The following is a 12,200-nucleotide window of genomic DNA, read 5'->3' as shown; positions in this document are numbered from 1 at the left end:
ATCCCTGCTGGGTACAATCAGTTCCCTAGACGAACGCACGCTGCTTTGCGGGAGGTACGGAGAAATAATGTCGGAATGGCTCGAAGTCGGCACGGACAACTATGTACTAGTGACTGAAGGATTCCAGCTGAACACGGGCCTGATCGTTGGCTCCGAGCGCGCCATGGTCATCGACACGGGTTGCGGTCCCCGACAAGGACGCAAGATCTTTGACGCGGTTAGGGAGAAGACGAAGCTGCCCCTCGTCGTCGTCAACACCCACGCCCACTACGACCACTTTTTCGGCAACGCTGCGTTCGCCGAATCCGGTGTCACCGAATTCTGGGCGCACAAGAACTGCGCCACCGAGATCGACCAGCGCGGCGACCTGCAGCGCCGGTTGGTTGCAACGCTGGAACCAGAAATGTCGAGCGGCGAGGGTAAGAACGTCGAGCTTGTGGTTCCCAACGCCATCGTCAAAGACCAGCCCGTTCTGGTGGACCTCGGCGGTCTGACGGCCACCTTGTTCTATCTGGGCCGCGGCCACACCGACGGTGACCTCCTGGTCGGAACCTCAACCACCCTCTACGTAGGGGATCTTGTGGAGCAGGGCGCGCACCCTTCCTTCGAGAACTCCTACCCGGAGGAGTGGGCCGATGCACTCCGGCACATCTCCGCTCTGCGCCACCGCTACGAATTCCTGATCCCCGGCCACGGAAAGCCGTGCAGCGACCAGTTCGTCAAAACCATGGCCAACACCATGGGCACTGCCGTCCGCCAGGCCCGCCAGTCCATCCGCGACACTCCCAACGACGCTACCAAGGCCATTCCCGTCCTGCCTTACGGGCCTGAACAATCCCGGTGGTTCATCAAGCGGCTCCAGGAGAACTGGCGCAACAGCCACGAAGCTTCGTAACATTTGGCCTTCCTTGAGGAAATCTTGAGGTTGGCTTTCCAGCACTCCGACATCTCTCGAATGAAGGAACCTAAGCTGGTCGTTGCTCGCGCAGGTATGTCACCTGGCAAAAAACATGCCTATTTCCCTGTGTTTTGCTAGCTGTCCCCGCGGTTGCAGCCGTATTGGTCGCGCATCCGGCGCGCTGGAGCTACTGGTAGAGGCTTAGGTCCCCTCTTTTGTTGTGACTTGTCAACCGAGATGTCACGTGTTTAGGTCGTGAGTAGTAAGCGAGCTTATGACCGATGGAGATTATTGTGGCTTTCTCTGACTACGCCCTGGCGCTATGCGCTCTATTGGGGACACTTATGGTGCCTTTTGTTGTCCTGTACCAGATGCTGCGGCTCAAGCGCCGCGCACTCCGGATCCCCGTCCAGCCCGCACCCCGAGGTAACCAGCGCTGACCATGCCGTATGTCGACATCAACCCCCACAAAGGCCGTCCCAAGTGGGTGGGCTATATCATTCTTGCCGTTCTCCTGGTACTTACGGCTGCGGTCGTTTCGGTTGCGCTCATCCACCGCTGAGCTGCGCCGATGATCGCAGGATACTGGGCAGGAGCTCCTGCCGGACCCCCTAGACTTACTGATTGAACCAGTGCCGCAGAACCGTTTGCCGAAAGGTCCGGGGGGGGGACAGACATGCCAGATCCGGCAGATCAGAATGCAGGCGCCCAAGCAGAGGATGCAGGGCAGCCGCGGCTGCGCCGACGCCGCGACCTTCGTCGTGCCGACGGCTCAGTGGACGATGCCTGGACAGGAACCATGCCAGCAGTAACCCCTTCCCCTTCCAGTTCAAACGAAGCCGGTAAGCCGGTGACGCGCCGCTCCTCCTGGGCGGAGGCGGCCGCTGCCGCCGATGCAACCAAGCCGTCCCGCGCACCTTCCCCTGCCCCAGCGGCTCCCTCGCCGTCCGCACCCGCACAGTCCGCCCCGGCGCAGCCCGCCCGCCCGCCAGCCGCCGATTCTGCGCCGGAACCCAACGCCTCAGTGCCCGCCGCCACAAGGCATTCCGCGAAGGGTGGGGTGGCTCCTCAGGCTGCCGTGCCGCCGTCCGACGCTCCCGTCGACGCTCCCGCGCTCCGCCGGAGCCGGCCCACCGTGGCCGACTCGATCGCCGAAAGCCCCATGCCGGACTTCATCAGCTCGCCCGGCCTGTTCGTCAAGGAACAGAAACCGCGGCCCGTGGGCGGCTTCCGCGGCGCCCTGTACAACCTGACCGGCGGCGCCTGGAACCTGGGTCCCGGGCCCAAGCAGCGCCAGGAGGACGAACTGGCGCGCCGGATCTCGCGCCAGCTCCAGGGCAGCTACAACACCGCCGTCCTGAGCCTCAAGGGCGGGATCGGCAAGACGTCCACCACGGTCGGTGTGGGCCTGACGCTTGCCGAATACCGTGGCGACGCGCCCTGCGCCATCGACGCCAACCCCGACTCCGGGGACCTGGTGGAACGTGCACTGGGCGAGGGCATCTACCAGCAGGCCAGCCCGCGGACCATCACGGACCTGCTGGAGAACATCGAGTCCATCAACTCGCTCACTGCGCTGGCCCGGTATATGCACCACGCCGGCCGGCTGCACCTGATCGCGGGGGAGCAGGACCCGGAGGTCTCGGACTCCCTGACGGCCGAGGAATACCTGCGGATCCGCAAGCTCATCTCCAGCTACTACTCCGTGGCTTTGACTGACTGCGGCACCGGCGTGACGCACAACGCCATGAGCGGGATCCTGCAGTCGGCGGACAACCTGGTGATCGCCGCCGGCTATGCCGTGTCCGGCGCCAAGCGGGCCCGCAGCACGCTGCACTGGCTGGCCAGCCACGGGTACGAGGACCTGGCCCGCAACGCGATCGTGGTGATCACGGACAAGGACGAGGTGTCCTCCCGCGTGGACAAGGACGCCATCGAGGAGCACCTTTCCGGGATCTGCCGCGAACTGATCGCCGTGCCCCACGACCGCGGCGTGGCCGACGGCGACCTGGTGACCCTGGACGTGCTCAAGCCGGAGACGCGGCGGGCGTACAAGGAGATTGCTGCCGCGATCGTGGACGGGTACCGGTAGCGTCTCCTTGCCCCTCTGCTTTGGTGCGTGCCGGGGCCTCGGTCCGCGCCCTGCCGGCGCCATCCGCTCCCAGTAGTGCTCGCCGGAAAGACAGGTAGCCGCTACGGGGGTGTTCCGGCCGGGGCCTCCTAGCCTTTCAGCATGATGGAACTCATGGACGGTGGACGCCGTCGCCGCCGCCTGCCGAAGCGAGAAACCCTGGCGCTGATGGGCGTGACTGCATTGTCGGTCACGGCGGCTGCGGTGTTGCTTCCTGCCGTAGGGCTCAAGGCCCTGGCCGCGGCCCTGCCGTTGGCCAAGAACCGCGTGCACCAGCCGGAGCCCGAGGGCTCTTACCTGATTAACTAGCGCTCTCCCGGTTCGGTGCGCGCCGCCGTCGTGCCTTCTGTTTCCTGCCGCGCCCGCCCCGCTTTCGACCTACCTCCCTGTCGCGGCTTCCGGCCTTGGCCTCGGCGAGGTTGCGGTAGGTGCCGGCGATATTGGGAACCCCGCGGCTGGTGAGCCTCACGATGCTGCCACGGGGTGGGGTATTCGGAGTGCAGGATGCCAGCGCGCGTCTTGGCCCGGGTGAAGAAGGGAAGCCGTGACACCATCAACCATGCGGCCGTCGGTCTGGACCAATTCCTTCTGCGGCCATCCCGGCCTTGGGGAGGACCTTGAGGACGCCGTTCGGCGCCGCGGCGAGTACGAGCTGGGTCTCCGCCTGGACCACGTTGAGCTGACGGTGCCGGACTTCCGGTACCGGGCAGTGGATGCCTCCGGCGTGGTGGAGAACGAGATCTGTCCGGTCTACACCGCCCGTGCCGCGTCCCCACTGGCTCCCCGTGCCGACGAGGTGGTGGAGTGGCAGTGGACCGATCCGGCGTTGATCACCGCCGCCGTGGCCGCTACGCCATGGGCCTTCAGCCCATGGCTGACCCTTCAGCTGCCGCTGCTCTACCCGGACCTGTTCAGCTCGTAGCCGGCGCGCAATGCACTGCCAGTATGTGAAAGGCGCGCTTGAAGCGCAGGCGTCCGGCCGGAGGTGATGGTGGGCAAGGTGACTTCACCATCGGCCGCAACGCGATGCACCTGGTGGTGCCGCCGCACGGCAACGCTGCCTTACTCGACAGTTGGAGGGGCCGGCGGCTTTTTCGGATCGACGCTGATCCCTGCCTCCGCCGCAGGCCCCTGGTCTGCTGAGGAATGTGGATTGGTTGCCTGGCGGCGCCATTGCTTAGCGCCGCCAGGCGTCTGAGACCATCGGTTTGATCCGACGCAGGCGCGGTCGACTGGGACCCAGTACCCAGGTGCATCAAGGATGCGCTCCCGTCCTTCACGCATCACTTTGGCGGGAATACCTCAAGGATGTGCCCGGATTCGGTCAAGAATGCGTCAAGGTCGGCGCAGATTTCGCAGGCCGCGCTTGTATGTGTTGCCGCCGGACGTAAAAGGAGCGCTGCGTACCTGGGTTAGGTCCGCAGCGCCCCTCCCAATACCGGCTACCGCGAGGTATAGTCCTCGGCAGCCTTGCGCAGCCGGCTGTGAGCGCCGCCGTACGCTGGGCGCCCGCAGCGTCCACTCGGGCCGCTTGGCCACCCCGGTGTGGTTGGGAACGCAGACGTTGGCAGCCGGTGCCAGGCCCATCTGGCTGACGAGTTGGTATGAGTCCAGCAAGTTCATGCCGGTCAGGTCCGAGGTCTGCACTCGGGTACAACTAGACCCCCAGTGAGTAACCTCCGGGCTCCGACCGGAGCCAGCGATACGGGCGCTCGGTGTCACCGAGCTTTACGCGCAGGCTGGACATCAGGGAATCGACGGCTGATTCTTCCCTGCGCGTCACGGGCTCACCGGTCTCGTAATGCGCCGCCCGCAGTTTCTGCGCCAGGTCCGCCTTGCTGCGGTGGACCCACGTGCTTTCCATGAGCGTGTGCAGGAGATCGAATTCACGTCCGCTGAGGTCAAGTTCGATTCCGTCCGCCTCGACCTTCCGGGTCCGGACATTCAGCACCAGGCCGTTATGTTCCAGCCGCTCGGCCGACCGCCGGCCGCTGCCTCCCGCGTGATGGCTGGTGGTTGGAGTCGGCCCCTCCTGCCAGCGCGGACGCCGTAGCAGTGCGTTGATCCGGGACCGCAATTCCCGGGGGCGGAAGGGCTTGACAATGTAATCGTCGGCCCCGTTGTCCAGCCCCATCATCGCGTCGGCCTCATCGTCCCGCCCGGTCAGCATGATGACGTAACTGTCACTGAACAAGCGGATGCGCCTGGCAGCTTCGAACCCGTCCATGTCCGCCATCTCGATGTCGAGCGTTACCACCATTGGATCGTGCTGGCGGACCAGGTCAACACCATCTTCGCCGCTTGGCGCACCGTGGGTCACGAACCCGGCTTGCCGAAATACCACCGCGATGAGCTCCCGGACGTCTTCCTCGTCTTCAATAATCACCGCAACGCGAGACCGCTCCACGTATTTCCCCCGTTCTTTTCCCCAGTGCAAGAACCGTTCCCCATCCTAACGGGCAATAAACCAGGATTGAGATGCGATTCTCTGGGTACGCCTTCAAAGCCCGTCTATTATTCGAAGCGGGGGGAATAATGCAGACAATGACCACTGAATTTCACCGGGCCTTAGAGCGAGGCATTGGGGAAGACCTGGCACATCAGGTCAGAGACAGATTCTTCGGCGATGCAAACCAGCGGCGGAGCATGCTGATCAGCCAACTTCCGCTGACCGGTTCCTTGCTGACAGTCGCTGTCATGCTGGCTTTTGTCCGGCCCGCAAAGCTGCAGGACACCGGCCTTCAGCTGTCGCTCATCTTAGTCTTCAGCCTCACTGTCCTGTGTGTGCTGCTTCCCTGGAACCTTCTGCCCGCCAAGACCTTCCTCCTGGTTCCGCTGCTGGACTTCGCGGTTGTCGGGCTGGCCCGTGAGGCCACGGCCTCCTCCTTCAGCAGTCTTGGCCTGCTGCTGGTCTTCCCCGTTATCTGGTTGGCGGCCCGGGAAGGCAAGACGGGCGTGGCCCTGTCCTTTGCGGCAACTCTCTTGACCGTTGGGGTGCCGCTCCTAGTCGGCGCATCAGCAACTCCGTCCGATATAGCCCGCCCCTTCCTGCTTCCACTGATCATGACTGTGATCGCCCTGGCGGTCCACGTCCTGGTGAGCAGCCTGGCCAGCCAGGATGCCAGGCTCAAAAGCCAGGACGAGGAACTTCGGAAGGCCTATGGGGAAAGCCTTGAGCGACAACGCCTGCTGGACACCATGCTGGACGTCGTGGGCGTGGGAGTCCACGCCGTGGACGCTGCCGGGAACGACATCCTGGTCAACCAGCAACACCGGCGCAACCGCACATTGTCCCGGCCGTCAGGGAAGGAACAGGACCTGAATCTTCTGGCGAGCGACGGCACTACCCCGCTTCCCTCCGAACACAGCCCCGTTGCCCGTGCAGCCCAGGGCCAGTCGTTTTCCGACTACATCGTCCGGCTGGGCAGCGCCGCGGACAACCGGGTGCTTTCGTCCACAGCGCGTGCAATGACGGATAAGGATGGAAATTTTGCCGGTTCCGTCCTTGCTTTCAGCGACGTCACTGAACTGGTGAATGCACTAGCCATAAAGGACGACTTTGTCGCCAACATCTCCCATGAATTCAGGAGTCCGCTGATGTCAATCCTCGGATACCTGGATCTCGTTCTGGAGACTCCCGAAGACCGGCCGGGCCAGCATGAAGCGTTCCTGGGAATCGCCCAAAGCAACGCGGAGAAGCTCCTCAACCTGGTCTCGGATCTTCTCTCGGTCTCGTCCGATTCCATGGGAGTCCATCCCCAAAAAATGGACCTCCTGGACCTGATCCGGGTTTCCGTTGCCTCCGCGGCGACCAGGGCTGAAAGCCGTGGTGTGGAGATCGTAAACGAAGCTGCAGGGCGCCTCTGGCTCACCGCAGATCCGGGCCGCGTCGGCCAGGTTTTGGACAACCTGCTCTCCAACGCGATCAAGTACTCCCCGCGCGGAGGGACGGTGACTATACGGGCGTGGGACACGGGTGGGGCCATCTCGTTATCGGTCACCGACACCGGAATTGGAATCAGCGATGAGGACCTTCCAAAGATTTTCACACGGTACTTCCGGTCCGATGCTGTCCGTGAGTCAGCAATACCCGGCGTAGGCCTGGGCCTGGGTATCGTAAAACGGATCGTCGAAAACCATGGAGGTTCCATCACAGCGAGCAGCAGGCTGAATCTGGGCAGCACCTTTACCGTAACTCTCCCGAAGGGCCTGGAGGTTGGCGGCCCCGGAGCACCGCGCTGCTGACCTCCCGGCAGATTCTTGAACCCGCCTGCACCAACATTGCCGCCGGCAATTCAACGGATGAGTTGGTGGCGGACCTGGAAGGGTTCCACCGCGACCGTGAGGCGTCCCGCCGGGGCGGTGACACGTTTGCCGGCTACCGCGCCTACTGGAAGGCGGACGAGAACTTTCACCGGCGGATCGTGGAGGCCACGGACAACGAGTTCCTTTTGAGGGCCTACTCCACCATTGAGGGAAGTATTCAGCGGTTCCGGCTTGCGTCGTGCCGGTTGGCGGGCGGCACCCGCGGTGCCCAGCGGTTGCAACCCAGGTGCCGCCGTCGTACTTCTCACCGCCCAACCGCCGTATCTGGTGCCTCTTGCTCCCTGGTCATGAGACTAGCGCGGAGTGCTGGGAACGGCGGAAGTGCGGCGACAGGTCATACCGGAGCGTGGAGAGCCGATTATGCTCGAACCATGGAGATGCATGATGCTCCGGCGAAGCCTGTTTCTGCCGGCAAACTAGGGTTTTGGCAGCAGCGGGTGTGGCTGTGGGTTGTTGCCGCGGGACTGGACGTGTACATCCTTGGTTTCGTCATCGGGTTGCAGCCATCCGGTCCTCTGTGCGGCAGCCCGTTGTTCCCCAACAGCCGCGCTGCCGAACAGCTCGACTTTGCGCAAGGCGGTATTGGGGCGGCGGCCACGTGCTACCGGACCATCGAGGCCGATTCCGTGCCTGTCTGGATCCTCATGGCCGTGGGAGTCGGCCTGGTCCTGACGGGAGTGGTGGTCCGCATAGTCCGGATCCGGCTTTTCGGCGGCTCCTCCAGTTCCGAGAAGGCCGGACAGGCGCGGTAGCGCTACCCCGTTATAACGGGTTTCTTGACCGTGGCGAGCAGGATGACGCCGGCCACGGCGGTGGCACCTGACAGCAGGAACAGGACGATAGCCAGCGGGGGAGCTGCATCGGCTTCGCCCAGGATGGTGATGCCGATCGCCACGGCCACCAGCGGGTCGATGACGGTCAGGCCGGCGACCACGAGTTCGGGGGAGCCCCGGGTGTGGGCGTTCTGGACCAGGAAGCTGCCGCCCAGGGCGGCAATGAGCAGCCCCGCCAGGCATGTCAGGGACAGCCACTCGAAGTCGCCCTGGAACAGCCGGGCGATGACGGTTTTGGCCAGGGCCGCGACGAAGCCGAACAGGATCCCGGCCCCGGCCGTGAAGACCACCGCGTGCGAGCGGTGGCGCCACAAGAGATAAGCCGCGGCCACGCAGGCCAGGACCACGGCGAGCACGATCAGGATGGTGACCAGGTGCCGGTCGCTGATCTCCACGTCCTCCGCGGACAGCGCCGCCACAGCAACGAACACGCCAACCCCGCCAACGCATAAGGCGACGGCGGTGAGGGCCCGGCGCCCCGGGGACCGGCGGGTCATCCGCGCGGTGGCCAGTGTGGTGACCACCAGGGCGATCGCCCCAATGGGCTGCACCACGATCAGGGGTGAGAACCGGAGGCTGGTGAGCTGGAGGAGGATCGCAGCGCCCAGCATCGCCGTCCCGGCCAGCCACACCGGTTTCCGCATCAGGGCGTGAAGGCGTCCGCCGCCCATGCTGCCCGCCGCACGCCCGGCTGCTGCCGGCTGGTCTCCCACGGCCCGGTGCTGGAATAGCGTTCCCAGGGCGAGCAGGACCGCGCCGACGGCGGCGATCGGAATCCCCAGCCAGTGGTAGGACGTCAGTGCGGACACGGCCGCAGCCTGGATCATGATCAGACCTTACCCCGCCAATGCTATGCCGGGGTTGCGGTTGTCACTGGCTTCTGAGCCGGATGGTCCGGGCCCGGTGGATGGCGGTCAGCGCAACGGCGCTGGCCGCCAGCCGTACGGTGTGGACCTGATACCACCGCCTCAATAAAGGTTCCCGTTGGTTCTGGCTCAGCGGTTCCGGGCTGAAGAACAGCTTGGGGTTGAGGGAGCGAAGAACGTAAACGGTAGCGGCAGCGCCCGTGACGGAACTGGCTGCGGCTACCATCAGCCAGGTCCTGGTGCCCGGATCATGCCATCCCGCCGCGAGGGCACCGACGGCGGCCGGGGCATTGATCGGAGCAAGGGGTGCGTAATAGCGCCCCGGGCTGCCCGCCCCAAAGGGGGACCGGGGGAGCTCTTTGCTTGCCTCGGAGGCCGCGACGCGGTGCGGCACTTTGACCAGCAGCTCATACAGGTTTCCAAAGAACCAGTGGGCGTGGCTGAACTCCGCCACGTCAAGGAACCGATCGGTAAGCAGATCGCGGCGAGGCGAGGAAGTCTGTCCCATGCCCACAATGTACTCCGGGTAGACCCTAAAGGCCCCTGTCCCGGTGGTCCGGAACAGAGGCCTTCAGCAGCTGAACGGGATGGTCAGCCGGCTGCCGTCGCTAATGCGCCGGGTGCCAGTGTGTACCGCTTGGGAAGCTTCACCGACCGCTCTGCCATCACATCCCGCAGCATGTTGGGGTAATCAGTGATGAGCCCGTCGACACCCATGTCCATCAGGGCCCGCATGGTGGGCTTGTCGTCCACAGTCCACGGGATGACCTGCATGCCCTTGGCGTGGGCCCTCCCCACCATATCCGCGGTGACGTAGGGGACGTAGCCGGGGTCCGTGACGGTGCCGTTCTGCGGGGTGCCATGGACGGGGGAGACGGCGTCGAAGCCCAGGGAAGCGGCTGAGTCCACCAGGTCGCCGCCGAAGTCATCCGAATCGATGCCGCCCAGCCAGGGCGAGGCGCCGGGCAGGCCGGCCTGCAGGAAGTCCTTGTTGGTCAGGGCAACGGTGCGGATGCCGGGCTGCCGTTCCTTCACCAGGCGCAGTGCACCCCAGTCGAAACTCTCGATGGCGACCCGCTCGGCCATGTGCGCGGCGTTGATCTCGCGCAGGGCCACGTCCACGAACTGCTCGCGGGGAGCCGTCTGCTCCGGTGCCCCGGCCTCCACCTTGGTCTCGATGTTGAACTTCACCTGGCTGGCCCGGTACTGCCTGGCCAGGTCGAAGACTTCAGCAAGGGTGGGCATCTTGGCGCCGGGCGAAGCCTGCTGGCCCGGGAACTGCGGCAGGGTCTTTGAGCCGCAGTCAAGGCTGCGGACCTGGTCGAACGTAAGGTCCTTGACGTACTTGCCCACGTACGGGAACTGCGGATCCCCAGGGGTGACGGGGGCCGTGTCCTGGCACTTCTGGCCGCTGATCTTGCGGTCATGGGTGATGACTTCGCGGCCGTCCTTGGTGATCTGCAGGTCCAGTTCAAGGGTGGAGACACCGGTCTCGATCCCCTTGGCGAAGGACGCCAGGGTGGACTCCACCGTCAGGCCGATGCCGCCGCGGTGGGCCTGGAGGTCAAAGTGGTTTTCGCTGCCGTTGGGGTTGGTGTCCGCCGCCTGGGCCGGGAGGGATGTTCCCAGGGCCAGGCCGGTGCACAGGGCGGCCGCGGTCAGCAGCTTTGCATTCTTCATCAGACAAGTCTCCAAATTGGGGGAGAGGGGAAGCCCCATTGGCGGGGCTTTGGCCACTGTTCACACCCACGGGAAATGCCGGGCGACGCTGAGGCCAACTGCCCATGGCCGGAAAGCGAACGGCGGTATCCGGTCCCCACATCCGGGTGACCGGCACAAACACGTTCCGGGGGAAGGTGTTCCTTGTCGCCACCTGCCGTTCACCCGCCTGCCAGTAACGGTTAATTACCGCCAAGTAACTTCGGGGCGTCTTGCTATGACCCATCCTTGAGAGGCTCCCCCCCAATGAGCACGTCCCGTACCCCCGGCTTTTTCACGGCCGCCGCAGCCATCATCCTGGCGGCGTCGGCACTCGGCGGCACCGCCGTCGCCCAGGCCGCAGGCAACAATGACCACCAAGCCAACCCCGGCTCCGGCAACCACCAGGAGTTGGACACGGCCCTGGCGGACGCTTTCAACGGCGTCGACCGGAACACGAACTGGCAGCAGACGTCCAAGCTGAAGCTGAACTTCCCCACTTACCACACCGAGGGCATCGCCTACAGCCAGGACCACATCTTCCTGTCGGCCGTCCAGATTCTTGAGCCGACCAAGAAGTTCCCCACCCCGCAGGACGGCTTCGACCGGACCCCCGGCAAGGGCATCGGCCACCTGTTCGTCATGGACAAGGCCGGCAACCTCCAGAAGGACATCATCCTGGGCGAGGGTGACATGTACCATCCGGGCGGCATCGACTTCGACGGCACCAACCTCTGGGTGCCCGTGGCCCAATACCGGCCCAACAGCAGTGCCATCATCTACCGCATGGACGCGGACACCCTGGACGTGCACAAGCAGTTCGAGGTGGCGGACCACTTCGGCGGCATCGTGATGGACAAGAAGACCGGCCACCTGGTGGGCAACACCTGGGGTTCACGCCGCTTCGCCGAATGGGACCTCCAGGGCAAGCAGCTCTCCACGTGGGAGAACCCGAACTACTTCATCGACTACCAGGACTGCCAGTACGTGCCCAACTCCAGGATGCTCTGCAGCGGCATCACCAACCTCCCGCAGACCCCCGCCGCGGGCGGCACCGGTGCCACCTACGAGCTCGGCGGCATGGCGATGATCGACCTGAAATCCCACAACGTGATCCGCGACGTGCCGTTCCAGCGGTGGTCCACCGCCGGCCACGTGGCCACCCGCAACCCCTTCAAAATGACTGCCGACGGCAACCACCTCACCATGACGGTGGCCCCCGACAACGGCGACGAAGGCAACGGAACCGAAATCCTCACCTACCGGGCCACCGTCACCCCGGCACAGTAGCCCGCACCGGACGCTCCGTTTCCCCAATTGTCGGCCTCGCCGGATGCGTTCTCCCGCATAAATCCATCAACTTTTCGCTTGTTATCTTCCCGTGATGCTAAGTACGCTTATCTTATTGTCCGGCGGTAGGGCAGGAGCCCATATCCGCAGTTCTTGGG

General features: G+C 64.6%; 10 protein-coding genes and 2 pseudogenes. 8 read left to right on the top strand and 4 right to left on the bottom strand.

Annotation, left to right across the window (positions count from 1 at the left end; translation table 11 throughout):
* Window positions 1–67: 67 nt before the first annotated feature.
* The 4 genes and pseudogenes from FBY33_RS00280 to idi form a co-directional block, all read left to right on the top strand.
* The gene (locus FBY33_RS00280; RefSeq protein WP_142028784.1) at window positions 68–895 is read left to right on the top strand and encodes an MBL fold metallo-hydrolase; all 828 of its coding nucleotides are present in this window, start codon (window positions 68–70) and stop codon (window positions 893–895) included.
* A gap of 802 nt (window positions 896–1,697) precedes the next feature.
* On the top strand, window positions 1,698–2,990 hold the full coding sequence (locus FBY33_RS00275) for a MinD/ParA family ATP-binding protein (protein ID WP_235010209.1): 1,293 nt from the start codon (window positions 1,698–1,700) through the stop codon (window positions 2,988–2,990).
* 141 nt (window positions 2,991–3,131) lie between these two features.
* Window positions 3,132–3,338, top strand: coding sequence for a hypothetical protein (locus FBY33_RS00270; protein ID WP_235010196.1), 207 nt, complete (start codon window positions 3,132–3,134; stop codon window positions 3,336–3,338).
* A 256-nt stretch (window positions 3,339–3,594) separates the two neighbouring features.
* Window positions 3,595–3,951: pseudogene (idi, locus tag FBY33_RS00265) on the top strand (isopentenyl-diphosphate Delta-isomerase); the annotation flags it as partial.
* 735 nt (window positions 3,952–4,686) lie between these two features.
* Here the strand turns inward: idi and FBY33_RS00260 are convergent.
* Entirely contained in the window at window positions 4,687–5,436 is a 750-nt protein-coding gene (locus FBY33_RS00260; protein ID WP_235010194.1) for a response regulator transcription factor, read from the bottom strand.
* Between the two features lie 239 nt (window positions 5,437–5,675).
* Between FBY33_RS00260 and FBY33_RS00255 the strand changes: the two genes are divergently transcribed.
* From FBY33_RS00255 to FBY33_RS00245, 3 genes and pseudogenes are all read left to right on the top strand, one after another.
* Window positions 5,676–7,274, top strand: a complete 1,599-nt coding sequence (locus FBY33_RS00255; RefSeq protein ID WP_160141926.1) for a sensor histidine kinase — start codon at window positions 5,676–5,678, stop codon at window positions 7,272–7,274.
* Window positions 7,268–7,480 (top strand): annotated as a pseudogene (locus tag FBY33_RS20900) (FCD domain-containing protein); the annotation flags it as partial. The gene FBY33_RS00255 and the pseudogene FBY33_RS20900, both read left to right, overlap by 7 nt.
* 246 nt (window positions 7,481–7,726) lie before the next feature.
* The gene (locus FBY33_RS00245; protein ID WP_142028780.1) at window positions 7,727–8,107 is read left to right on the top strand and encodes a hypothetical protein; all 381 of its coding nucleotides are present in this window, start codon (window positions 7,727–7,729) and stop codon (window positions 8,105–8,107) included.
* A gap of 2 nt (window positions 8,108–8,109) precedes the next feature.
* Here the strand turns inward: FBY33_RS00245 and FBY33_RS00240 are convergent, their stop codons facing one another.
* The 3 genes from FBY33_RS00240 to FBY33_RS00230 form a co-directional block, all read right to left on the bottom strand.
* A complete protein-coding gene (locus FBY33_RS00240; protein ID WP_235010192.1) occupies window positions 8,110–9,015 on the bottom strand; it encodes a DMT family transporter in 906 nt (301 codons plus the stop codon).
* 43 nt (window positions 9,016–9,058) lie between these two features.
* On the bottom strand, window positions 9,059–9,562 hold the full coding sequence (locus tag FBY33_RS00235) for an anthrone oxygenase family protein (RefSeq protein ID WP_142028778.1): 504 nt from the start codon (window positions 9,560–9,562) through the stop codon (window positions 9,059–9,061).
* A gap of 83 nt (window positions 9,563–9,645) precedes the next feature.
* A complete protein-coding gene (locus FBY33_RS00230; RefSeq protein WP_142028777.1) occupies window positions 9,646–10,734 on the bottom strand; it encodes a glycerophosphodiester phosphodiesterase family protein in 1,089 nt (362 codons plus the stop codon).
* 285 nt (window positions 10,735–11,019) lie between these two features.
* Here FBY33_RS00230 and FBY33_RS00225 point away from each other — a divergent pair, with 285 nt between their 5' ends.
* Entirely contained in the window at window positions 11,020–12,042 is a 1,023-nt protein-coding gene (locus FBY33_RS00225; RefSeq protein WP_142028776.1) for a DUF6454 family protein, read from the top strand.
* Window positions 12,043–12,200: the final 158 nt, after the last annotated feature.

The organism is Arthrobacter sp. SLBN-112, assembly GCF_006715225.1.
GTDB lineage: Bacteria > Actinomycetota > Actinomycetes > Actinomycetales > Micrococcaceae > Arthrobacter.
This window is presented reverse-complemented; position numbering and strand designations above follow the sequence as displayed.